Raw genomic sequence first — 24,006 nt, forward strand, 5'->3', positions numbered from 1 at the left:
GCCGCAGCTATCCCGTTGCCATCAGCCGCTTCATGAACTGGTCGACCTCGCGACGCAGCGTCTCGACCTCACCATGGACCCGCTCGGAGGCATTGTTGACCCGCGCCGCGATCCGGCCGGTGTCGGCGGCAGCGCTGCTGATCGCGCCGACATTGGACGCGACCCGTGCCGTGCCGGACGAGGCTTCCTGAACGTTGTGCGCGATGTCTCGCGTCGCCGCCGCCTGCTGGTCGACCGCGGCCGAGATGGCGGAAGCGATCTCGTCGATCTCGGCGATCGTTCGCGCGATCGCCTCGACCGACGCGACCGACGTGGAGGTCGAGTGCTGCATCTCGTTGACCTTGGCGCTGATCTCTTCGGTCGCCTTGGCGGTCTGATCGGCAAGACTCTTGACCTCGGCCGCAACGACGGAAAAACCGCGCCCGGCGTCGCCGGCCCGCGCCGCTTCGATCGACGCGTTGAGCGCCAGGAGATTGGTCTGTTCCGCGATCTCGCTGATCAGCTTGACCACGTCGCCGATCCGGACCGCGGCATCGGCCAGTTCGCGGATCTCCCCGCCGGCACGATTGGCCTCGCTGACCGCACGCCCGGCGCTTTCGGTGGAGCGTGAAACCTGCCGGCCAATTTCGGCGATCGAGGACGCGAGCTGATCGGCCGCGCCCGCCGCCGTCTGAACATTGGACGACGCGCGCCCCGAGGCGGCGATCACATCCTCGGTCTGGCGGCTGGTTTCCGTCGCGGCCGTCGCGACGTGGCCGGCATCGGACTCGAGATCCTCCGCCGCACCGACGAGGCTGACGACGATCTGATCGAGTTGGGTGCCGAACTGCCGGGCCAGACCCGCAATGTCGACCACCCGGCGGCCGAGGCTGTCGGTGCCCTGGTTGATGATCGCCGCGGACCGGCGGAATGCGCCAGGCAGGCCTCGCGCCATGATCTTGCGGAAATGCTTGCCGCGGCTGGCATAGTCCATCGAGGCCGACGCTTCGCGCACGAAGGCGTCGGTGATGTCGAGCATGTCGTTGATCGATTTCTGCAACAAACCGATGTCGCCGTGCTGGCGCCGGCTCAGCACCCGCGGCTCAAGGTTGCCTTTGGCCGCGCTGTGACACACCATGGCCGCCTCCGCGACCACGGCGGCCGCCAAGCGCAGCTGCCACAGGGCAAGGCCGAGCAGCAGCGCGACCGCGATGAGCAGCGCTCCGCCTGCCGCGGGCGGGGTCGCGCCGGCGACGACGAGCCAGGCCAGCGCGCCAAGCGCCAGCAGCGCAGCGGCCGCGATCGCGATCTGCGCCTTAGAGAGAGAGCACGAACTCATCATATTCAACGCCTTGTTGTTTGATCACCGCGACCATCATGTCAAAGCTTGCGCGCAGGCCGTCCTTGGCATTGGCGTGGCGCGCCTCTTCGTCGCACAGCGCCTTGTAGATGGACTTGAGCCGCTCGATCGGCGCACGATCGGGTCTGCGGCGGTTGGAATGGTAGCCGATGATATTGCCCTGGTCGTCCAGCGTCGGCGTCACATGGGCGAGCACCCAATAATGGCTGCCGTCCTTGGCCAGGTTGACGACATAGGCGAAGATCTCGCGCTTGGCCTCCAGCGTGTCCCACAGCAGCTTGAAGACGCAGCGCGGCATCTCGGGATGGCGGATCAGGCTGTGAGGCGCTCCCAGGAGCTCGTCATAGCTATACCTGGCCATGCGAACGAAGACGTCGTTGGCGTAGGTGATGCGTCCCTTGCGGTCGGTCTTCGAGACGATCAGGTCTTCTTCGCCGAGCATGTGCTCGATTCCCGTCGGCTTCACAACGTGGGCCATGGCTGGTCCTCCTTGCGGTCATCACGATGCGGGGCGGACAGACGGGATGTCCCGGCCTTCACGGACGGTCCGGTCGACGCGCTGGCGGAACCGGCGTCGTCCGGCATGCGGCCGGGTGTCGCCGAGACCCCCATCGACCGGCTTTCGTCGGCTCAGGAAAAAGGCTGTCCGCCTCACCGGCCTCAATCTGACGTTAACTGTCAAACATCGCGTTAACCGGGAGGTCCGCCAAACTACAGAGACCGCCCGCGGCAGGGACGGGACGCGCCGGCTCGATGGTCGGCGTTGGGTCTGGACCGCTGGCCGGAGGATCGCATCGGCCGTCGCCTTGTCGGAAGGTGTGGCACAAGGACCAGGAGGTGCGTACGTGACGCCACGCAACCTCGTGAGACGCGCACGGGCCGGTCGGGGCGCTCATGCCCGACCGGCCCGGCGCCCCCTGCCTCAGAAGAAGCCGAGCTTCTTCGGGCTGTAGCTGACCAGCATGTTCTTGGTCTGCTGGTAGTGGTCGAGCATCACCTTGTGGGTCTCGCGTCCGACGCCGGACTGCTTGTAACCGCCGAACGCCGCATGCGCCGGATAGGCGTGATAGCAGTTGGTCCAGACGCGCCCCGCCTGGATGTTGCGGCCGAAGCGGTAGCATGTGTTGGCGTCGCGGCTCCACACGCCGGCCCCCAGGCCGTAGAGCGTGTCGTTGGCGATCGCCAGCGCCTCGTCCTCGGTCTTGAAGGTCGTGACCGAGACGACCGGCCCGAAGATCTCCTCCTGGAACACGCGCATCTTGTTGTGTCCCTTGAACACCGTCGGCTTGACGTAATAGCCGCCGGCGAGATCGCCGCCGAGCATGTTGCGCTCGCCACCGATCAGGAGCTGCGCACCCTCGTTCTTGCCGATGTCGATGTAGGACAGGATCTTGGTGAGCTGCTCCGAGGAGGCCTGCGCGCCGATCATGGTGGCGGGATCGAGCGGGCTGCCCTGCACGATCGCGCCGACGCGCTTCAGCGCGCGCTCCATGAAGCGCTCGTAGATCGACTCGTGGATCAGCGCACGGCTCGGGCAGGTGCAGACCTCGCCCTGGTTGAGCGCGAACATCACGAAGCCCTCGATCGCCTTGTCGAGGAAGTCGTCGTCCTCGGCGCAGACGTCCTTGAAGAAGATGTTGGGCGACTTGCCGCCGAGTTCGAGCGTGACCGGGATCAGGTTCTGGGACGCATATTGCATGATCAGCCGCCCCGTCGAGGTCTCGCCGGTGAAGGCGATCTTGGCGATGCGGTTGGAGGAGGCCAGCGGCTTGCCCGCCTCTAAGCCGAAGCCGTTGACGACGTTGAGCACGCCGGGCGGCAGCAGATCGCCGACGATCTCCATCAGCACGAGGATCGAGGCCGGGGTCTGCTCGGCCGGCTTGAGCACGACGCAGTTGCCGGCGGCGAGCGCGGGCGCGAGCTTCCAGGCCGCCATCAGGATCGGGAAATTCCACGGAATGATCTGGCCGACGACGCCGAGCGGCTCGTGGAAGTGATAGGCGATGGTATCGTGGTCGATCTCGGCGATCGAGCCTTCCTGCGCGCGGATCACGCCGGCGAAATAGCGGAAGTGATCGATGGCGAGCGGGATGTCGGCGGCGGTCGTCTCGCGGATCGGCTTGCCATTGTCCCAGGTCTCGGCGAGCGCGAGCTTGTCGAGATTGGCCTCCATGCGGTCGGCGATCCGGTTGAGGACCATCGCGCGCTCGGTGACGCTGGCGCGGGCCCAGCCGTCCTTGGCGGCATGCGCGGCGTCGAGCGCGGCCTCGATGTCGGAGGCATCGGAGCGCGCGATCTGGCACACCGGCTGGCCGGTGATCGGCGAGATGTTGTCGAAATATTTGCCGGCGTTGGGGGCCTTCCAGGCGCCGCCGATGAAATTGTCGTAACGCGCAGCGAACGGCGGCTTGAACGCCGCATTGACGTCAACCTTGGTCATCTGTCTCTCCCATTCACGCCGATGCACACGGCGTTGGAGACAGGCTCGATCAAACCGACGCAACAGACCAGAGGCCGGAGCGAGCGCGTCCGAGGAAGTGTCGCAGTTCTGCGACATCTTGGCTGCGATTCGACAGCCGCGGCGCGTTCACCGCTCGAGCCCGAGCCGCTTCATCTTCCGGTGCAGGGTGGCGCGCGACATGTCGAGCTCCTTTGCCGCCTTCGAGACGTTGCCGCCGGCGCGCGCCAGCGCGCGCTTCAGAACGGCACGCTCGGCGGCGTCGATGTCGTCGCCCTCGGTGGTTGCGTCCTTGATCAGGTCGCCGGCTGGCACCGGGCGCGCCAGCGCGGACGAAGAAAGGTTGAGCGCACGGCGCGCCGCCCGTGTGGCACCGATGACGAGGTCGTTGCGATCGACCGCCAGCAGCGAGTTGATCTCGCGCTCGCTGTCCGGCGTGAGCACGATGCGGGCGTGCGGAAAGGCCTGGCGGAAATTCTCCGCCTCGATCAGGCGCGCGGCATCCGCGACGGTGGTCGCGATCAGCCGGCTGAAGCCTTCGGTGAGATCGGCACGACAGGAGGAGACGTCGAGCGCGGCCTTGAGCTGACCGTGCTCGTCGAAGATCGGCGCGGTGGTGCAGAACAGGCGCGCGTTGCGCGACAGGTAGTGCTGATCGCGGTCGATGGTCAGCGGCCGCTTCTCGACCAGGCAGGTGCCGATGGCGTTGGTGCCCTCGTGCCGCTCGCTCCACACCGCGCCGGTCCACAGGCCCCAGGATTCGAAGGTGGCGTCGTCCCCGCGGGCGCCGCGGCGCTCGAGCACGGTGCCGTCGGCATCGGCGAGCAGCACCGAGCAGCCGACGCCCCCAACCGCCAGGAACAGCCGGTCGAGGCTCGCCTGCGCGATCGCGAGCAGCCGCCCGAGCCGCGCGCGCGCGTCCGCGATTTCGGCGGCAGTCAGGCGAGCCGGCAGCTTCGGCGTGGCGGGATCGAGCGCATGGAGATGGCCGGAGCGGCGCCATGATGCCGCGAGCGCCGAGACCGCCGGCGCGCCTCTGTCGGCTCTGCTGTCTGCGTCAGCCTTCGCATCCCCCTTGGCCAAGGCCTCCAGGACGCGATCCGAATGGGCATTCCCGGGCGAACGCCCCATGTCCCTCCTCCCGGCTCTGCCCGCGTTGGCGCGGCTTATTGCTAGACTAGCGCAACTACAGCACCGCGGTTTGACCGGCGTCAAGGAACGCCGACCAGGCTGCAATCCTTCGCTCGCCGCCGGGGCCGCGACCGATGCCTCACTTTCCCCGGACGACTACGGGGGTGTCGCAACACTGCGACACTCCCTCGCCCGAACTGGTCCGTGTGCCCTGAAATGGAGCCGGTGCCTTGAAGCGCATTAATCCTCAGTCCGGATGGTTCCCGTATGCGCTTCGCACCGACGAACGTCATTGCCGGTGTCGCGAGGCAACCATGAGAGGGAAACATGCGCCTATCCTTTGCGGCAATACGCTCCATCCAGACCAAGATCGCCTTGATCGCCGGCTTCTGCCTGGCGCTCACCTGCGTCATCCTGATCGGCTATGGTCTGTTCTCGACGCAGAGCATGAACCAGTACGTCAACCACGAGGTGATGCAGCTCGTCGATCGCCAGACCAAGGAGAGCCTGATGAACCGGGCCTCCACCGAGGCCAACGTCATCAAGGCCGAGCTGGAGGTCGGGTTCGACGCCGCGCGCACGCTGGCGCAGTCCTTTGCGGTGTTGGCTGACGCCAAGAACGGGACCGCCACGAGCGCCCGCCGCGCGCAGCTCAACGCCGTGCTGCGGCACGTGCTGGAGCTCAATCCCGCCTTCAACGGCACCTATTCGGCCTGGGAGCCCGACGGGCTGGACGGCAACGATGCGGCCTTCAAGGCCAACAAGGAAATGGGCTCCGACCACACCGGCCGCTTCCTCCCCTATTGGACGCGAAGCGCCGGCGGCGCAATCGCCGTGCAGCCGCTGGTCGAATACGACAGCAGCGAGCGCCATCAGAATGGCCTCGTGAAGGGCGCCTGGTACATCAACCCGAGCACCACGGGGAAGGAGAACATCCTCGGACCGCTGCCCTACATCGTCCAGGGCAAGCCGGTGTTCCTGGCCACGATGTCCGTTCCCGTCATGATTGACGGCAAATTCCGCGGTCTCGCCGGCGCCGACTACAATCTCGACTTCGTGCAGAAGCTGGCGGTCAAGATCAACACCTCGCTGTTCGACGGCAAGGGCAAGGTCGTGATCCTCAACGACACCGGCCTCGTCGTCGCCGACAGCGCCGACCAGAACGTCATCGGCAAATCCGCCGCCGAGGCCGACTCGCGCTGGGCCGACAGCGCCGCCATCGTTCGAACCGGCAAGGGCACCGTTCTCGACGAGCCCAACAATCCCAACGTCGACATCTACGCCCCGATCACATTCGGTCTCACCGACACGCCCTGGTCGGTCGTGATCTCCGTCCCGCGCGACGTCGTTCTCGCCTCCGCACGGCAGCTCGACGCCTCGCTCAGCGGCCGCTCGACCAACAACACGCTGTGGCAGCTCGGGGTCGGAACGGTGATCACGGCGCTTGCGATCTTCCTCATCTGGGTGGCGGCACGGGGCATTGCCCGTCCGATCCAGGATTGCGCCGCGTTTGCCAATGGCATCGCCAAAGGCGACTTCAACCAGACCCTCACCATCGAGCAGGCCGACGAGGTCGGAGCCCTCGCCACCTCCCTGAAAGCCATGCAGGGCGACCTGAAGCAGAGCATCGCGCAGCGCGCCGAGGACCAGGCCGCCGCCGACGCCCAGCGTCGCCACGAGATGAGCCAGATGGCGGATCAGTTCGAGGCGTCCGTCGGCAGCATCGTCGAAACCGTGTCGGCTGCCTCGAGCACGCTGGAGACGTCGGCCGGCTCGTTGAGCGCCACCGCGGAGCGGGCGCAGACGCTGGCTACGACGGTCGCCGTGGCATCGGAGCAGGCGTCCACCAACGTGCAGTCGGTGGCGTCCGCGACCGAGGAGATGGCCTCCTCGGTGACCGAGATCAGCCGCCAGGTGCAGCAGTCCGCGCGCATGGCCAACGAGGCCGTCACGCAGGCACGCTCCACCACGGGGCGGGTCGGCGAGCTGTCGAAGGCGGCCGCGCGGATCGGCGACGTCGTCGAGCTCATCAACAGCATCGCCGGCCAGACCAACCTGCTCGCCCTCAACGCCACCATCGAGGCGGCACGGGCGGGCGACGCCGGACGCGGCTTTGCCGTGGTCGCCACCGAGGTCAAGGCGCTTGCCGAGCAGACCGCGAAGGCGACCGGCGACATCGGCCAGCAGATCGCGGGCATCCAGACCGCCACCCAGGAGTCCGTCGGCGCGATCCGCGAGATCAGCGAGACCATCGAACGCCTGTCGGAGATCTCGGCCACCATCGCCGCCGCAGTCGAGCAACAGGGCGCGGCGACGCAGGAGATCTCACGCAACGTCCAGCAGGCGGCCCAGGGCACGCAGCAGGTCTCCTCGAACATCACCGATGTGCAGCGCGGCGCAAGCAGCACCGGGACCGCGTCCTCCGAGGTGCTGTCGGCCGCGAAGCTGCTGTCGCGTGACAGTGGCCGCCTGAGGGACGAGGTCGGCAAGTTCCTGAGCTCGGTCCGCGCGAGCTGAGCGCCGGCCGACCAAAACCGAAAAGGCCGCCTGGATGAGCCAGGCGGCCTTTGTCGTGTGGGATGCAATGCGTCTGCTGCTGATCTCAGCGGCCGCCGCGCGACAGCATCTCGAAGCGGTAGTTGACGCCGACCATCGCCGTGTGGAGCTGGGTCTTCTGGCTGACGACGTTCGGCCCTCCGGTGATCGCGGCGGCGCCCGGCAGCGTGCCGGTCACGGTGCCGAAATCGGCGTAATCATATTCGGCGAAGGCCGACCAGTTGCGGGCGAACATCCACTCGACGCCGGCGCCGACCGTCCATCCGCTGCGGTTGAACGCCACGCTTGCCGACTGCCCGGTGGCGGCGTTGACCACCGAAACGTTGGTCCGTGTCCACGCCGCACCACCGCGCACGTAGGCCAGGATCTCAGGTGTCACGAGATAGCCGGCACGCACCGTGGCGGTGTAGAGGTTGCTCGTCCGCGTGTTCATCGTCAGCGCCGGCCCGAGCGGGCTCGACGCGTTGATGATGCCGATATCGGCCATGGCCTGGATGCCGACCACGAAGCGGTCCATCTGATAATCGCAGCCCAGCTGCAGGCCGCCGATGACGTCGCTGCCATTGCTCGAGATGGCTGTCGGAATCTGCACGGCAGCGACGGGCAGCGGCGCCACGTTGCCGCCGCCTGCCACCGGCGGCTGGTTCTGCGGCGGCGGGTTGCCATTGTTGCCCTGCGGCGGCGGGTTCGGCTGGCCGCCGCCATTGTTCGGCGGCGGATTCTTCGGCGGCCAGGGCTTGTCCGGATGATACGGCCATCCGCCATGATGGTAGTTGCCGCCCTGCTGCTGCCAATGATCCTTGTCGGGCTGCTTGTCGCCATAGCCGCCCTTGCCGTCATCATTGTCGCGCAGCTTGCCGCCCCAGCCATAGCCGCCATGCTTGTCGTCGTCGCGTTGATCCGGCTTCAGCCAGGCGTAGCTGTCACGCTCGCTCTTCAGCGGCTGCTTCGACCAGCCGAAACCGAGTGGCTTGTCGTATCCGTCGTCCTTCTTCCCACCCCATCCGGAAGCCGGCTTGTCGTGATCGTCCTGCCGATCACGGTGCAGCCAAGCCGATCTGTCGGAGTAGCCGTTTGAATGCAGCTGCGACCAGCCGCTCGACTTGTCATGGTCGTCGTCGTGATGCTTGTCGAACCAGCCGCCACCATATTTGACGTCGTTGTAGTTGTTGTCCTTGTTCTTGGATGGCGCCGACGGCCAGGACGACTTGTTGTCGCCGCCTTTCGATCCAACCTTTGGCCAGTCGTGATCCTTGTCGCCATACGGCTTGCCGGGCTGCCACCAGCCCTTGTCGCCGCGCTCACAGATCGGGGGCTTTTGCGGCGGCTTATGCGGCGGCTTCCACCCGCCGTTATTCCCGCCGGGGTTGTTCGGCGGCGGCGGGTTCGGCGCAGGGTTTGCAACCAAAGGCGGCTTGACCACAGGCGGGTTGTTCGCGTTACCGACCGGTTGCTGCACGGGCTGAACGGGCGCGGCAGCGGCATTGGCGACCTGACTCCACGTCTGCTGCTGGCGTGACCAGGCCATCCCGGCATTCGCGCCGGCATGGCAGCCACTCCACCTGTAGGCGAAGACGTCGGGCGGCGGGAGCGGGGGAGGCAGGGCGAGATCAGTCGCCCAGACCGATGTCGTACTTCCTGCGAAAGTAGATAGGCAAAGGCATACGCCAAATACGCGACGCATCGAACTCACAACTCCTGAACACGTGCCGCAACAAACGGCGGCCGCATCAGGAGGGTGAGATTGTGTCGCGAACTGAATTGAAAAATGTCATTCGGAAGGAATGCAGATCGGCCCCCCGACGCGATCGAGATTCGGCTTTGACTGTTGCACGCAAGATGCAGGATTCTGGCAAAAAGAAGCAGCGCGCGACACGATTGCGACAAACGGCGCGATGCGCGATGCCGTCGCGGCTCACGAGTTCATTCGTAGACGAACGTGCGCACCGAACTCACTGGATGCGCTGCGCGCGGCCCCGCGCTCGACGGCATGCTTCCTGATCGCGCGCACCTCGCGATCGTCGTCCTTCACATCTACTACACGTCTCGATTGCATCACATCGAGCAGGGCGGCATATCGGCTGCACGGCCGCCATCGTCTTCGACGCGCCGACGCTCGGCTGTCCATGCGTGTCGACAACCCCTGCTCTTGGTTTCGCCGTTATCGCGCAGCCTGTGCGACGTCATCGATCGGGAGAGAAAGCGGCGGACGCCGCCGTAATCGCACCGAATGAGGCGTGGCTTCGTCAACGTTGCGGCAACTCATCGGGGGCGCATGCCGCGAAGCATCCATAATTGCGGCCAGTTGTATCGTGCTCACTCGCCGGGCTCGAAGGCCCCGCAGAGGGTGTCGATCCGATCCTGCACTCCGAAGAGATGCACCCATTTCCGCTCGTTCTGGATTGCGATGAGGATGGAACGAAGCTAGGTCACGGCCGATCGCGTCCGGAAATACGGATTTGAGCTCGCCGCTAAATCGTCCGGTCATCAGCACAAGCGCCGCCTGCGGCGCGCAGCATCATGGCGGGGCTCGCCTCGGCCATGACGACAGACTGAGGCCCGTCGGGCGGATCAGCGCAGCGTGATCCGCCGCACCGCGCGGTGCGCACGGCACATGGCGTGTCATGCCACCATCATCACGGATTGCGCCGGGAGAACGAGATGGCATAGGCGCCGTTGCGGATGTCGATCATCGGATCGTCGGAGGCCTCGATGCCGTCGGTGAGCTGGCCCGGCAGGAACAGCAGCTTCTTCTGCGCGGCGTCACTGTCTTCGACCGCCTTGTCGATCGTCAGCACGCCGAGCTCGACCAGCTTGCGATCGTCAGGCCACGGCTTTGCCGGATCCTTGGTGTCGTCGCCGGCCGCGGCGAGCTGCGCCTTGAAGCGGAACGTCACCGGCCCCTGCTTCAGCCGCGCCGGCAGCTCGGCCATCAGGAAGTCCGGCGCGCGTTTCGCCGCGTCCTCCTGGTCGATATGCACGACCTTCTCCGGCAGCATCTGCCAGCGCACCGCCTGCTTCTCGCCGGCCTTGTTGACGAGGACGAAGGCGTTGACGCCGAAATAGGCCTCGTCGGCAAGACTGTCCGGCGTCGCGATGGTGCCGAGCGCCGCCGGCACCGAGGGATGGCTGGCGATGAACTGCTCGAGCCTGGTCGGCTTGACCGCGTTCGGTCCAGAGTCCGCGATCGCCAGGAACAGATCGCGCAACTCCGCACCGGTCGAGACGGGGAAGAATTTCAGCGAATTGATCACGAGGTCCATGTCGCTGCCATCGGCGAGATGAAACTTCACCGCCATGCCGTGCGGATTGGCGTCGCCGGAGCCGTCCGGCAGGTTCGGCACGCCGGTGGAGTCCGAGAACCGCACCGTCACCGGAATCTCGCCGCCGCTGAACAGCGACGCCTTGCTCAAGGTTGCCGCCTCGGTCGACGGCTTGAACTTGCCCTCGACCACGACGCCCTTGGCGTGATTGGCGCGAAAGCCGGCGTGCACGCCGAACACCTTGTTCATCGCATTGACGAGTTGCTCCTCGACCGGCGGTTCCTGCGCGAGGGCAGCGGCGGGCAACGCGAGAGCAATCCCGGCCAGCGCGGCAACGAGTGTGCGTATCGTCATGAGCGGCGTCCTCCTGTATGAGCGATGCAGCATAGCAGCATGAATTGACGCGTGAGCGATTTTCGAGCGCGGCCGATTGGGCGCCCATCACAGCGGCATGATCCACCTTGCGGTCTGACAGGAGCCATCACGCCCCATCACCGCTCCTTGCGGCGAGATGGCGAATGTCTCTATTGTAGCCACACGTGCCCGGTCTGCCTCCCTCCGCCCTGCGGTGCGGATCCGGGGATCGTGCCCCCTCCGACCCCGACGCCGGACGGCGCGCCCACGACGGAGTTTCGACTGTGTCCGCACCGGAAAGCTTCCCCATCGACAAGATCCACATCCCCGACAAGAAGCGCAAGGCGCTGAAGCAGGACGCGATCGACGCGCTGGCCGAAAGCATTTTGGAGGTCGGCCAGCGCGAGCCGATCCTCGTCCGCCGCGACAAGGACCATTTTGTCCTGGTCGAAGGTCTGCACCGCCTCGAAGCCTGCAAGGCCCTCGGCGAAAGCGCCATCATGGGTCTGCTGATCTCCGCCGAGGAAGCCCGCCAGCGCGAGCTGCCACCGCCGCCCGTCGATCCGGAGCGCGAGAAGATGGAGCGGCTGCGCAAGCTGCGGCTGGAGAAGGAGGAAGCGGAGAAGCTCACAACGGCGCCGAGGGGCGTCTCTGGCGCCCATGCCGCGACGCGCCCGCGCGCGCCGACGGAGACGACGAACCGGAGCAACAGGCCTGCCACCGCGAAACCATCGCGCCCCGGACAAGGATCGTCGCCCCGGACCTTGTCGGATTGGATCAAGCAACAAGAGCGCAGCGGCGGGCGATACTGACGGTTTCAACGCGCGAGTTCCTCCCCGGCCACGGTCTGATTGAGCGGCAGTCCGTCTGGCGGGTCAGCGCAGCGTGATCCGCCCGGCGGCCTCTCCGATGCGCCTTGCGCAGCGGGATCACGGCAGGCTGCATGCAGATCGGACCGGCCTGGTTCTGCCCGTAGGCGCCGCGAGTCCGTCCCGCATGTTGCTCCGCGGAGGACGGTGCGGGACGGGATCGCTAGGCAACTCGGATCAAGCCCATATGACTCAGCGCGACGCGAGGGAGCGCGGCAATCACTGCGAGCATGCCAAAGGCTGCGACGTTGGCCCCCACGTCCCTCGTCGCAGCCGCCTTCGGCTGAAAAAGCCTATTCTCGGAGAAGATGCTCGCCGTCTGGATCATCGACTTTTTGCGCGCTTACGGGTTCGGACGCCGTTTCCGGTATTTCACGATTGCGCCGATGCGAGGTCTGTCGCTCGGCCAGGGGCTTATCGCGGCCGCCAAGGCCGATACGATTTCGATCGCGTCTTGGCAGGTCGGAATGCACGGCGTCACACTTGCCATTTCCACGGCCTCCGACACGTGCTCGGCACGCGACTGGAGGTCTACGGCTCGTGAAGGTCAGGAGCCCGGAGTTCCGTGCTCCTGGGTTCCTTCCCACCCGGCGAACTGGTGGCTTCTGACTCGGGGCTCGAAGGAGAAGAAGTAGCGACCTCCGCGGCCGATCGAGGCCCGTTTGGTATGGAGCTGCGGATTGTCTCACGCCCCCCGCTATACCGACAGTGCCAGAGATAGTCCGCCATGCGCCGAGGAATTGGGTTGGCAAACCGGATGGGGGCCCTTCTCGGCCCCGAACGGGTACGGATGCGGCGCGTGGAACCCCTGCTTCGACGAGACATTCTTTTCTCGTCCGTTGAATCACCGCCGCTGCCCCGCGCTCGTCGGCCATGAATCTTGGAGCGTTGACTTGACCTCATTTGAGCAGAGGCCGCTCGGCCCGATCATCATCCTCGTGGCAGCCGCCGCCGGCACGCTGCTCGGCCTCTACGACTACCTAGCTCCTTTGACCGGGGTCACTGGCGCCCCGGGCGCGTTGCTCGTCATCGGATCCAGTCTGGCACTCGTCTTCGACGCCTTCGTCCTGTGGTTTGGTCGAAGCGGGTGGCTCTTCTGGGTGTTCTGGTCCCTCGGGCTGCTCGGCGCGCTCGGCACAATAACCGCCGCCTGCTTTCTGCATGCGTGGTGGCTGGCGGCGGCCACGGTCGTCGCACTCGTCGGATTGATTGTGACGCTTGCCGCCCCACCCCAGCCAAGAAGAGCCGTGGCATGAGAATCCGTTCATTCTGCCGTAGCGCCCCATTTGCGGCGCTCACGCTGGCGGTCATGGTCGCGCTGCCGCCGGCGATTGCACAGAACGACACTGCTCATCCGGCTGCCACCCCCGGAAGCATTCCAGGCCCAGAGCAGCATGGGCCTTCGAGCACTGGCTCGGAGCAGCCCCACAGCAATGCCGGTCGCGCATCGTCAGCACCGGGCAACGAGCAATCGGGAGCTGCCGACGCAGGCGCTCAGCTGCCGTCCGGCAGCTTGCCCACGCCGAAGCCGATCCCGCTCGTCCCGACCCATGCCGTCTGGAATACGTTTCACGGTCAGCTCAATGCCCAGAAGTACTCTCCCCTGACCCAGATCACAGCCGACAATGTCCGATCGCTGGTAAAGGTGTGGGAGTATCACACCGGCGACGTTTCGGATGGGTCGGGCAAGCTGCCGACCAGCGTCTGGTCCGCCACGCCGATCTTTGCCAATGACACGCTCTACATCGGCACGCCGTTCTATCGCGTTGTTGCGCTGGAGCCCGCGACCGGAAAGGTCAAATGGACCTTCGACTCCAAATCGACGCTCAAGGCCTTGACCCAGCCGGCGCTGAAGAACCGCGGGGTCGCCTATTGGGAGGCAGCGAATCCCGTCGCGGGCCAGCCGTGCCAGAAGATCGTCTATCTCGGCACCATGGACGCGCAGCTCTTTGCCATGGACGCGGATACTGGCAAGCTCTGTCGTGATTTCGCGAACGGCGGCGTCCTCAACGTCGATCAGTGGAACGACGTGAACAACAAATATCCGCTTTCGTTGCTTCAGCCGCCGACGGTCGCGGGCAATCACGTGATCCTGGGCTGGGCCGGCAAGGACTGGGCCTATGCTGAAGCACCGCCCGGCACCGTATTCTCGCTCGATCCGCAAACGGGCAAGCGACAATGGTCCTTCGCTACGCTGCCGCCGAAGATCGCGTCCCGCACCGGCACCGCCAATGTGTGGACGGGCATGTCGGTCGACGAGGGACTTGGATTGGTCTATCTCCCGGTCTCCAGCCCCTCCCCGAACTACTGGGGCGGCAACCGCACCGAGCCGATCCCGTTGGCCACATCGACAACGGCCCTCAACCTCGAAACCGGCGAGGTCGTTTGGTCTCGCCAGTGGGTGCACCATGACATCTGGGACTACGACATCAACTCCGCGCCGACGTTGATGGACATCACCGTCGATGGGAAGCAGATCCCAGCGCTGATGCAGGCAACCAAGATGGGGTTCCTCTTCGTCGTCGACCGACGCACTGGCAAGGACGTCTGGCCGATCGAGGAGCGCAAGGTGCCTGGTGGCGACGGCTCGATCCAGGGCGAAATCTACGCGCCGACGCAGCCGTTTCCGATCAGGCCGGCGCCGCTGCTCGACCAGTCGAAGAAGCCTCCCATCTGGTGGGTCGCCGACGCCCTCGGGCTCGGCCAATGCTCGAGGCTCTGGAAGAGCCTCAATTACGCCGGCATGTACTCGCCGCCGACTCACAAGGACAGCGGCGTGCTCGCCTATCCCGACTCGGCCGGCGGCGTGCAATGGGGCGGCGTAGCCTTCGATCCGCGCGGCAAGACCGCGATCGTCAACTTCTCGCACGTGGTGCAATCCATCAAGCTCTACCCCCGGAAAGAATATGAGCAGCGCGCAGCCGGCTCGGGCAACGAGCAAGGCTTCTATCCTCAAGAGGGTGCGCCATACGGCATGTCACTCGACAACGCGCTGAACTGGCTCGGCATGCCCTGCTGGAAGCCGCCATTCGGCGAGATCGCCGCCATCGACATGACCACCGGTGACATCAAATGGCGCCGTCCCATCGGCGCCTCCCAGAAGTGGGGCTTCTACATGCCGGAGTCGATGGGATCGGTGACGATCGGCGGCCCGGCGGTTACGGCCGGAGGCGTGATCTTCATCGGAGCCTCGATGGACGCCAAGGTGCGGGCCTACGCGCTGGCCGACGGCAAGGAGCTCTGGTCCGACATCGTCCAGGCCCCCGCGGTCGCCAATCCCGCCGTCTATGAGTACAAGGGCCGCGAATACGTCGCCTTCATCGCGGGCGGCAACACGATCCTCAAGGACCAGGTCGGCGATCAGGTCGCCGTCTACGCTCTACCGTAGTGCGGCGGTGCTCGCCAGCTGGCTTGCGCTGAACCGGAGCGGAATGGCTTCCGTGCCTACGCCGCGGCGATACAGCTGCCGTCGCATTCGCTGCGCAAATGGCGCGGCCGACTGGACCGCGGCGAGGTCGCGATCGCCGGCGGGCGCATCCTCATCCCTCCGCCCGCCCACCGTTAGGACGTCTTTAGGCGAGGTCCGCCTTCATCAGGTCGCGCAGCGCTTTCGGTATGGGCTGCGCCCTGCCGCCGCTGACGAACGCAACTCTCACGTCGGCCTTGACGAGCACCTCCTCGCCGCGCCTGACCTCCTGCGCCAGCGTGATCGACGCGCCCTTCACCGCCACGGGCCAGGTGACGACGTCGAGCACGTCGTCCATACGGGCCGGCCGCAGGAAGTCGAGCGTCATCGAGCGCACCACGAAGGCGAAGCCCGGGGCCTCGCTTGCCGCCTCCGCGAACAGCGCGTGCTGCTCGGCGCCCATCAGCCGCAGATGATTGGTGCGGCCGCGCTCCATGAAGCGGAGGTAGTTGGCGTGATAGACGATTCCGGAGAAATCCGTGTCCTCGTAGTAGACCCGCACCTGCATGTGGTGGCGGCCGTCGCGGATCGCGCCGTCGAGATGTCGTTGGGTCAAGGGAAGCCCTCGATAGCCGGAAATGGCGATCGTTTCGCCCAGTTCAACGGCCAACGCAAGAGCAGGCCAGCACGAGCCGGCTAGGACGTCACCTCGACGGGTTCCCTGCCGACGTTGACCAGCACGATCTCCGGCGGCATGCCGATCCGGACTGGCATGATGCTGCAGCCGAGGCCGCCGGAGACGATCACGTCGCATTGGGTGCGGATGTGGCCATAGGCCAGATTGACGCCATTGCGCGCGGGAACGGCCGGCGACCAGCCGAGCACGCGGATCTGGCCGCCATGCGTATGCCCCGACAACTGCAGCGCCACGCGCGGCGGCACCCGGAGCGCGACGTCAGGCTCGTGCGCCAGCAGAATTACCGGGGCGCTGTCCGTCACCTTGCGCAGCGTCGCTGCGAGATCATCGATGCCGATCCGCGGCATCGGCCGGAAGCGCCGCGCTGGCATGTAGGCCAACTGATCGCCGAGGCCGGCAAGCCAGAAGGCATGGCCATTCTTGGTGAGACGCACGACGTCGTTCTCGTAGACGGGAATGCCGGCGGCCTCGAGCGCCTTCTGGGCATACGGCGCGCCGCGGCCGTCGCGCTGCACGGTTCGATCATCCCAATAATCATGATTGCCCAGGATGGCGTGCACGCCCAACGGCGCCTTCAGGCCGCCGAGCACCGGCGCCCAGGCATCGGCGTCGATGCGTCCGATGTGATGACGATGACCGGCGACGTAGTCGCCGAGCAGAACGATCAGATCCGGCTGCAGCGCGTTGGTTCGCTGGACGATCCCGTCGATATGAGCGAGCGACATCCAGGGATCGCAGGCATGGATGTCGGCGATGGCCGCGATCTTCAGTCTTAGCCCAGCCGGCCAGTTGCGTGGATGGATGTGATAGTCGGTGACGCCCAAGCGGAGCGGCTCGACGCCGACGCCGTAGGTCGCGGTCGAAAAACCGGTGGCGGCAAGACCGCCTGAGAATGACAGAAAGCGACGGCGTGACAGCATCGATAAACTCCTCGCAGCGGCTCCCTTCTCCCCGATCATTGCAACCGATTTCGGGTGCGTCTGTGCAGATTGTCAGCAGTTTCGTTAATCATCGTCCTCGCTGCCGAACAGACCGAACTGGCCGGGATCGCGGTTCGAGGGCTCGGCCATGCCGAGATGCCTGAACGCGTGCGACGTCAGCAGCCGGCCGCGCGGCGTACGCTGCAGATAGCCGCATTGGATCAGATACGGCTCGATGATGTCCTCGATCGCATCGCGCGGCTCCGACAGCGCTGCCGCCATGGTCTCGACGCCGACCGGCCCGCCGCCGTAGTTCAGCGCGATGGTCGAGAGATAGCGCCGGTCCATCGCGTCCAGCCCGGCGGCATCCACTTCGAGCGCGCTCAGCGCGTGATCGGCGATGGCACGATCGATCGCACTGGCGTTGGCGGCCGACGCGAAGTCGCGCACGCGGCGCAGCAGGCGGCCGGCGATCCGTGGCGTGCCGCGGGCGCGCCGCGCGATCTCGTTGGCGCCGTCGGCGGTCATGCCGACCCCGAGCACGCGGGCACCGCGCGTGACGATGCCTTCGAGCTCCTCCACCGTGTAGAAGTTCAGTCGGATCGGAATGCCGAACCGGTCACGCAACGGATTGGTCAGCAGGCCTGCGCGCGTCGTCGCGCCGACCAGCGTGAACTTCGACAGGTCGATCTTGACCGAGCGGGCCGCGGGGCCTTCGCCGATGATGAGATCGAGCTGGAAATCCTCCATCGCCGGATAAAGGACCTCCTCGACCGCCGGGCTGAGACGATGGATCTCGTCGATGAACAGCACGTCGCGCTCTTCGAGATTGGTCAGCAGCGCGGCGAGATCGCCGGCCTTGGCGATGACCGGGCCCGAGGTGGCGCGGAAGCCGACGCCGAGCTCACGCGCCACGATCTGCGCCAGCGTCGTCTTGCCAAGTCCGGGCGGACCGACGAACAGCACATGGTCGAGCGCCTCGCCGCGCTTGCGCGCCGCCTCGATGAAGATCGAGAGGTTGGCGCGCGCCTGCTGCTGGCCGACGAACTCCGACAGCTGCTGCGGACGCAGCGCAGTGTCGCCGACATCGTCGGAGCGCCGCTCCGGACTGACCATGCGCGCCGGCGGCTTCATTCGTTGCCGCGCCTGTATTTGTTCGGCAGCAATTCGCCGATGGTCACCGCCGCAGGCCCCTTGCCGTTCGACGGCACGATGACGCGCGCCTTGGCATCATAGTCGTGGATCAGCTCGCGGCAGGTGCCGCAGGGCGAGACCACGGCGACCTCGCCGGGCTCGCCGGGCTTGGGATGGCGCACGGCAACGATGGTCTCGATGCCGTGGTCGCCAAACTCGGTGATGGCGCGGCCGATCGCGATGGCCTCGGCGCAGACAGCGTTGCGGCCGAGATAGGCATCGATGTTGACGCCAGTGATGATGCGGCCGTCGCGCGTGCGCATGGCGGCGCCGACCTCCTGCCAATCGTTGCGATAGCGGCTCTTGACCGCTGATGCGGCCGCCTCGATCAGCTCCTTGTCCTTCTTGCTCACCATGGGGGAAACGGATGTCCTTCTGCTCGCCCGGCCGGGCGACGATAGCCTATTTCGCCAGCTCCTTGAGGCCGAGGCGAATGAGTTGCGCGGTCTCGGCCTTGTCGCCGGCCGCGCGTGACGCGGCGGCAATGGCGGCAGCCGCCTGCGGCTGGCCATAGCCGAGATTGATGAGCGCGGAGATCGCGTCCGCGATCGGCTGCGGCGCGCGGGATTCTTCGATGGCGCCGGACAGCCTGACGACACCGGGATCGACATCGGCGAACGCCGGCGCCTTGTCCTTCAGCTCGGTGACGATGCGCTCGGCGACCTTGGGGCCGACGCCCGGCGTGCGCGCCACCGCGGCCTTGTCGCGCAGCGCGATCGCATTGGCGAGGTCCGCCGGCGGCAGAGTGCCTAGGACCGCGAGGGCGACCTTGGCGCCGACGCCCTGCACCGTCTGCAAAAGGCGAAACCATTCCCGTTCGACATCCGAGCGAAAACCGAACAGCTTGATCTGGTCCTCGCGCACATAGGTCTCGATCGACAATGTGGCGGCTTCACCGGGCGACGGCAAGGCCTGCAGCGTCCGCGCCGAGCAGTGCACCTGGTAGCCGACGCCGCCGACGTCGAGGATGACGAAATCCTCCGCGTAGGAATCGATCAGCCCCTTCAGCTTGCCGATCATAGCCCGGCCACCTTCATGCGCAGCGCCTGGCCCTGGCGGTGATGGGCGTGGGTGATGGCGATGGCGAGCGCGTCCGCCGCGTCGGCCGACGGCGGCTCGGCCTTCGGCAGCAGGATCTTCAGCATCACCGCGATCTGGCCCTTGTCGGCATGACCGGCGCCGACCACGGTCTTCTTGACCTGGTTGGGGGCGTATTCGGCGACCGAAATTCCGAACATCGCCGGCGCCAGCATGGCGATGCCGCGGGCCTGGCCGAGCTTCAGGGTGGCGACGCCGTCCTTGTTGACGAAGGTCTGCTCGACCGCGGCTTCCATCGGCGCGAACCGGCCGAGCACCGCCGATAGCCCCTCATGGATCGCCAGCAGCCGGCTCGCCAGCGGCAGATCATCGGGCGGCTCGACCGAGCCGCAACCGACATAGATCAGCCGGTTGCCCTCGCTCTCGATCACGCCCCAGCCGGTGCGGCGGAGGCCGGGATCGATCCCGATGATGCGGATTGCTGCGCGAATCGGCTGGGCTTTCATGGATTAGAGATAGCCTCGCGCCGCACCGATGGAAACATAAACGGAACGCACGAACGACGTGGTTGAGCGTCCGTCAACCGCTCATCTTCGCCATCAGGGCGTCCGAGATTTCGAAATTGGCGTAGACGTTCTGGACGTCGTCGTGTTCGTTCAGGAGGTCCATCAGCTTCAGCAGCTTCTCGCCGGTCTCGTCGTCGACGGCCACCGTGTTCTGCGGCTTCCAGGTCAGCGCCGCCTTGCGCGGCTCGCCGAACTTGGCTTCGAGGTTCTTGGCGACTTCATGGAAACTGTCCGGCGAGGCATAGACCTCGTGGCCGCCCTCGCCCGAGATCACATCGTCGGCGCCGGCCTCGATCGCGGCGTCCAGCACGGCATCGTCGGAGGCGACGCTGCGGTCGAATTCGATGATGCCGACGCGGTCGAACATGAACGAGACCGAGCCGGTCTCGCCGAGGTTGCCGCCTGATTTGGTGAAGAAGGAGCGGATGTCGGACGCGGCGCGGTTGCGGTTGTCGGTCAGCGCCTCGACGATGACGGCGACGCCGCCCGGGCCGTAGCCCTCGTAGCGGATCTCGGCATAGTTGTCGCCCTCGCCGCCGAGCGCCTTCTTGATGGCCCGCTCGATGTTGTCCTTGGGCATGTTCTCGGCCCGGGCGGCGACCACGGCGGCGCGCAGCCGCGGGTTCATCGCCGGATCGGGCGTGCCGAGCTTGGCGGCGACGGTAATTTCGCGCGCCAGCTTGCCGAACAGCTTGGACTTCATCGCATCCTGCCGGCCCTTGCGATGCATGATGTTCTTGAATTGGGAATGGCCGGCCATGCGAGGTCTCTTGCAATCGTAGGGGATCAGGTGGGGAAGCGCGGCCTTATAGGCCGGGAATCGTCAAAATCAAAGATTTGAGGTAGTTTCAGGGTGGCTGCCCCCTCCTCGGAGAGCCAGTTGGCTGCCCCGCACCATAAGCCAAATGTTAACCATGGCTTCACAGTCAAGTGCAACGATGCCGCCCCTCTGCACCTTTTCACCCGCACCGGGGCCTACCCCATGGCGTTTGGTTTCTTTGCAAGACGAGCCTCTGCGCCCGAGCCGGTGGCCGAACCGAAGCCGGTGGCCGCGCCGGAGCCGCTGGCGTCGTCGGATGCCGATTCGGCCAAGGCCATCCTCGACCTGCTGGAGCTGGAACTCGGCGGCATGATTCGCCAGCTGGAGCGCGCCGCCGATGCGGTCGCCAGCGGCGCCGAGGCGACGGCGGGGACGCTGACGGACATTCGCCAGCGCGCCGATGCGCTGAGCGGACGCAGCAGCACCGCGCAAGGAACGGCGGCGACGTTCGCCCACGCCGCAGAGAAGGTGACCCAGTCCGCCCACGGTATCCGTGCCCAGGTCCAGGACGCCGGCCAGCTCGCCGACCAGGCCAGCGCCGCCGCCTCGGAAGCCCGGGCCAACGTCGACCGCCTGCGCGAATCCTCGGCGGCGATCGGCAACGTCGTCAACCTGATCTCCCAGATCGCGCGCCAGACCACCTTGCTCGCGCTCAACTCGACCATCGAGGCCGCCCGCGCCGGCGAGGCCGGCCGCGGCTTCGCGGTGGTGGCCACCGAGGTCAAGGCGCTTGCCGTCCAGACCCAGAACGCGACCGAGGAGATCACCCGCAAGATCGAGGCACTGCAGAAGGACGCCGCCGGCTCGGCCGAGGCCGTCCACCGCATCTCCCAGGCGATCGAGGCGATCCGCCCCGTCTTCACCAACGTCAACGGCGCCGTCGCCGAGCAGAACCAGACCACCGGCGAGATGTCGAACAATGCGGCCCAGGCCTCGCAGTTCATATCCTCGGTGGTCGACAGCGCCGCAGACATCAGCAACGCCACCCAGCAGGCCGAGAGCTATGGCGAGCGCGTCACGAACGCCGGCCGCGCCGTGACCATGTACGCCCAGAAGCTGAAGGCGCGCTGCGCCGTGCTGCTGCGGCAGGGCGATCGGCCCGTGCGCAGCGGCAGCGAGCGTCTGCCCTGTCACCTCAAGCTCGAGATCAAGTCGGGCGCACGCACGATCGGTGCGCCGGTCTATGAGATTTCCAACGACGGCCTTCTGATCACCGGCCCGGATGCGAGCCGCCTGCCCGTGAACGAGCGTCTCGACGCCGTGCTGGAGGACGTCGGTCCGTGCCGCCTGCGCGTCACCGAGCAGGTCAAGGCCGGCGCCCAGGCGCGGTTCGATGCGCCAAGCGCCGAGCTGCGCGAGAAGATCGAGGACAAGCTCTGGGCGCTGCATGAGGAGAACAACGAGTTCGTCACCCGCGCCATGGAAGCCGGCACCGAGCTGAACCGGATGTTCGAGAGCGCCGTTGCGCGCGGCGAGATCACGCTCGAGGACATGTTCGATACCAACTATGTCGAGATCCCCGGCACCAATCCGCAGCAGCACCGCAGCCGGATCCTCGACTGGGCCGAGCGCGTGCTGCCGTCGTTCCAGGAGGCCTTCCTCGCCAAGGACCAGCGCATGGCGTTCTGCGTCGCGATCGACCGCAACGGCTATCTGCCGGTGCACAACCGGATCTATTCGCATCCGCAGCGGCCGGGCGATACGGCCTTCAACACCGCCAACAGCCGCAACCGCCGCATCTTCAACGATCCGGCCGGGCTCGCGGCAGGCCGCAACCAGCGGCCCTATCTGATCCAGAGCTACGCGCGCGACATGGGCAACGGCAACACCATCATGATGCGCGAAATCGACGTGCCGATCCGGGTTCGCGGCCGGCACTGGGGCGGCTTCCGCACCGCCTACAAATTGTGAGCCAAGCCGTGATTTTCTGATCCTTTCAAGCCCGGGAGTCTGGACATGTCGGTCGCGCAACGCGCCATTCTGGAAAGTCACGACGCGCGCACCGGCGCCGAACGGCTGATGGACGAGATCGCCGACCGCATCGGCGGTCTCGGCGTCGAGCTCGCCGATGTCGCCGGCAACGTCCAGGAGGTCGCCAACCGCGTCAGCTACCAGTCGCAGCGGTTCGGGCATCTCCAGGCCACCGCCAAGACCATGGTCGCGGCCAATCACGACATCGCCACCGCCTCGCAGGCGGTGCAATCGGCCACGACCGCCGCGGTCGGCGACATCGCCCAGTCGCGCAACGTGGTCGACACCGCGGTGCGGCACATCGCCGAATTGGTCGAGTCCGTCGAGCGCATCGAGCAGCGGCTCGGCTCGGTCGGCGATGCGCTGTCGCAGGTCGCCAAGGTCTCGGTCGCGATCGAGGCGATCGCCAAGCAGACCAACCTGCTGGCGCTGAACGCAACCATCGAGGCGGCCCGTGCCGGCAGCGCCGGCCGGGGCTTCGCTGTCGTCGCAAGCGAGGTGAAGTCGCTCGCCGAGGCGACGCGGCAGGCCACCCAGGAGATCGGCGATACCCTGCGCGGGCTCGACTCGCAGGTGAAGAGCCTGCTCGGCGAGAGCGGCCAGGCCTCCTCCCGCGCCAAGACCGCGGGTGAAGGCGCCCAGCAGATCGGCGGCATCATCGTCCGCGTCCAGGACGGCTTCACCAGCGTCGGCCAGGAGATCGACGGCGTGGCGAAGGCCGCGACCTCCAACCTCGCGCATTGCGACGCCGTGATCAGCGAGCTCAACGAGCTCGCCAAGGGCGTCGACCAGTCCTCGGTCGAGCTCAAACAGGCCGACAGCCGGATCGCCAAGCTGCTCGATCATTCCGAGGCGCTGATCGGGCTGATCGCCGAGAGCGGCGTACAGACCGCGGACGCGCCGCTGATCAAGACCGTCGTCGACACCGCCCGGCAGATCTCAGCGACCTTCGAAACGGCGATCGACCACGGCGAGATCACGCTCGCCGACCTGATGGACGAGAGCTATCGCGAGATCCCCGGCACCAATCCCAAGCAGTACATGACGCGCTACGTCGAATTCACCGACCGCGTCCTGCCGGCGATCCAGGACCCGATCCAGGGCAGCGATCCGCGCATCGTGTTCTGCGTCGCCTGGGCGCGCGGCGGCTACCTGCCGACGCACAATCCGAACTACCGCAAGCCGCAGGGGCCCGATCCGGTCTGGAACAACGCCAACTGCCGCAACCGCCGGCTGTTCGAGGACCGCGCGGTGAAGAAGGTCGCCGCCGCCAGCAACAAGCCGTTTCTGCTGCAGACCTACCGCCGCGACATGGGCGGCGGGCAGTTCGTGCTGATGAAGGACCTCTCGGCGCCGATCTTCATCAAGGGCCGGCATTGGGGCGCGTTCCGGATGGGTTTTCGGCTCAAGGCCTGATCCAGGCT

General features: G+C 66.4%; 20 protein-coding genes. 7 read left to right on the forward strand and 13 right to left on the reverse strand.

Annotated elements, in window-relative coordinates; all coding sequences use genetic code 11:
- Positions 1 to 7: 7 nt before the first annotated feature.
- The 4 genes from QX041_RS14660 to QX041_RS14675 form a co-directional block, all read right to left on the reverse strand.
- Positions 8 to 1,318 carry a methyl-accepting chemotaxis protein gene (locus QX041_RS14660; RefSeq protein ID WP_315713940.1) on the reverse strand — a complete coding sequence of 437 codons (1,311 nt, stop codon included), beginning with the start codon at positions 1,316 to 1,318 and terminating at the stop codon, positions 8 to 10.
- Positions 1,296 to 1,817: a PAS domain-containing protein gene (locus QX041_RS14665; RefSeq protein WP_315713939.1), complete on the reverse strand. Its 522-nt coding sequence runs from the start codon at positions 1,815 to 1,817 to the stop codon at positions 1,296 to 1,298. Before QX041_RS14665 ends, QX041_RS14660 begins: the two co-directional genes overlap by 23 nt.
- 444 nt (positions 1,818 to 2,261) lie before the next feature.
- Complete coding sequence (gene adh / locus QX041_RS14670; RefSeq protein ID WP_315713938.1) at positions 2,262 to 3,779, reverse strand: aldehyde dehydrogenase; 1,518 nt, start codon at positions 3,777 to 3,779, stop codon at positions 2,262 to 2,264.
- 147 nt (positions 3,780 to 3,926) lie between these two features.
- Positions 3,927 to 4,928, reverse strand: coding sequence for a helix-turn-helix domain-containing protein (locus QX041_RS14675; RefSeq protein WP_315713937.1), 1,002 nt, complete (start codon positions 4,926 to 4,928; stop codon positions 3,927 to 3,929).
- Between the two features lie 327 nt (positions 4,929 to 5,255).
- Between QX041_RS14675 and QX041_RS14680 the strand changes: the two genes are divergently transcribed.
- The gene (locus QX041_RS14680) at positions 5,256 to 7,445 is read left to right on the forward strand and encodes a methyl-accepting chemotaxis protein (RefSeq protein WP_316165757.1); all 2,190 of its coding nucleotides are present in this window, start codon (positions 5,256 to 5,258) and stop codon (positions 7,443 to 7,445) included.
- Positions 7,446 to 7,530: 85 nt separating this feature from the next.
- Here QX041_RS14680 and QX041_RS14685 read toward each other — a convergent pair whose 3' ends face one another.
- Positions 7,531 to 9,012: an outer membrane protein gene (locus tag QX041_RS14685; protein ID WP_316165758.1), complete on the reverse strand. Its 1,482-nt coding sequence runs from the start codon at positions 9,010 to 9,012 to the stop codon at positions 7,531 to 7,533.
- Positions 9,013 to 10,120: 1,108 nt separating this feature from the next.
- Complete coding sequence (locus QX041_RS14690) at positions 10,121 to 11,101, reverse strand: catalase family peroxidase (RefSeq protein ID WP_315713933.1); 981 nt, start codon at positions 11,099 to 11,101, stop codon at positions 10,121 to 10,123.
- Positions 11,102 to 11,385: 284 nt separating this feature from the next.
- Here QX041_RS14690 and QX041_RS14695 point away from each other — a divergent pair, with 284 nt between their 5' ends.
- The 4 genes from QX041_RS14695 (at position 11,386) to QX041_RS14710 (ending at position 15,358) form a co-directional block, all read left to right on the forward strand.
- Positions 11,386 to 11,913: a ParB N-terminal domain-containing protein gene (locus tag QX041_RS14695; RefSeq protein ID WP_315752627.1), complete on the forward strand. Its 528-nt coding sequence runs from the start codon at positions 11,386 to 11,388 to the stop codon at positions 11,911 to 11,913.
- Between the two features lie 365 nt (positions 11,914 to 12,278).
- Complete coding sequence (locus QX041_RS14700; protein ID WP_316165760.1) at positions 12,279 to 12,605, forward strand: DUF4396 domain-containing protein; 327 nt, start codon at positions 12,279 to 12,281, stop codon at positions 12,603 to 12,605.
- Positions 12,606 to 12,863: 258 nt separating this feature from the next.
- Positions 12,864 to 13,226 (forward strand): hypothetical protein, encoded by a 363-nt coding sequence (locus QX041_RS14705; protein WP_316165761.1) that lies wholly within the window; start codon positions 12,864 to 12,866, stop codon positions 13,224 to 13,226.
- A gap of 257 nt (positions 13,227 to 13,483) precedes the next feature.
- Positions 13,484 to 15,358, forward strand: coding sequence for a pyrroloquinoline quinone-dependent dehydrogenase (locus QX041_RS14710; protein WP_315713929.1), 1,875 nt, complete (start codon positions 13,484 to 13,486; stop codon positions 15,356 to 15,358).
- Between the two features lie 184 nt (positions 15,359 to 15,542).
- Here the strand turns inward: QX041_RS14710 and ybgC are convergent, their stop codons facing one another.
- The 7 genes from ybgC to QX041_RS14745 form a co-directional block, all read right to left on the reverse strand.
- Positions 15,543 to 15,992: a tol-pal system-associated acyl-CoA thioesterase gene (gene ybgC, locus QX041_RS14715; RefSeq protein WP_316165763.1), complete on the reverse strand. Its 450-nt coding sequence runs from the start codon at positions 15,990 to 15,992 to the stop codon at positions 15,543 to 15,545.
- An 80-nt stretch (positions 15,993 to 16,072) separates the two neighbouring features.
- Positions 16,073 to 16,993 (reverse strand): metallophosphoesterase, encoded by a 921-nt coding sequence (locus tag QX041_RS14720; protein ID WP_315713927.1) that lies wholly within the window; start codon positions 16,991 to 16,993, stop codon positions 16,073 to 16,075.
- 84 nt (positions 16,994 to 17,077) lie between these two features.
- Positions 17,078 to 18,127, reverse strand: coding sequence for a Holliday junction branch migration DNA helicase RuvB (ruvB, locus tag QX041_RS14725; RefSeq protein ID WP_316165764.1), 1,050 nt, complete (start codon positions 18,125 to 18,127; stop codon positions 17,078 to 17,080).
- Entirely contained in the window at positions 18,124 to 18,543 is a 420-nt protein-coding gene (locus QX041_RS14730) for a cytidine deaminase (protein ID WP_315713925.1), read from the reverse strand. The genes ruvB and QX041_RS14730 overlap by 4 nt, the downstream gene beginning before the upstream one ends.
- A 46-nt stretch (positions 18,544 to 18,589) precedes the next feature.
- The gene (gene ruvA, locus QX041_RS14735; RefSeq protein WP_008961684.1) at positions 18,590 to 19,207 is read right to left on the reverse strand and encodes a Holliday junction branch migration protein RuvA; all 618 of its coding nucleotides are present in this window, start codon (positions 19,205 to 19,207) and stop codon (positions 18,590 to 18,592) included.
- Positions 19,204 to 19,731: a crossover junction endodeoxyribonuclease RuvC gene (ruvC, locus tag QX041_RS14740; RefSeq protein ID WP_315713924.1), complete on the reverse strand. Its 528-nt coding sequence runs from the start codon at positions 19,729 to 19,731 to the stop codon at positions 19,204 to 19,206. Before ruvC ends, ruvA begins: the two co-directional genes overlap by 4 nt.
- 73 nt (positions 19,732 to 19,804) lie before the next feature.
- Positions 19,805 to 20,551 (reverse strand): YebC/PmpR family DNA-binding transcriptional regulator, encoded by a 747-nt coding sequence (locus QX041_RS14745; RefSeq protein WP_315713923.1) that lies wholly within the window; start codon positions 20,549 to 20,551, stop codon positions 19,805 to 19,807.
- 222 nt (positions 20,552 to 20,773) lie between these two features.
- On the opposite strand from QX041_RS14745, the gene QX041_RS14750 reads away from it, so the two are divergent.
- The gene (locus QX041_RS14750) at positions 20,774 to 22,522 is read left to right on the forward strand and encodes a methyl-accepting chemotaxis protein (protein WP_315713922.1); all 1,749 of its coding nucleotides are present in this window, start codon (positions 20,774 to 20,776) and stop codon (positions 22,520 to 22,522) included.
- Between the two features lie 45 nt (positions 22,523 to 22,567).
- Complete coding sequence (locus QX041_RS14755; RefSeq protein WP_316165765.1) at positions 22,568 to 23,998, forward strand: methyl-accepting chemotaxis protein; 1,431 nt, start codon at positions 22,568 to 22,570, stop codon at positions 23,996 to 23,998.
- Positions 23,999 to 24,006: the final 8 nt, after the last annotated feature.

It is taken from the genome of Bradyrhizobium sp. SZCCHNRI2009, from assembly GCF_032485115.1.
In the GTDB taxonomy this organism is placed as follows: Bacteria; Pseudomonadota; Alphaproteobacteria; order Rhizobiales; family Xanthobacteraceae; genus Bradyrhizobium.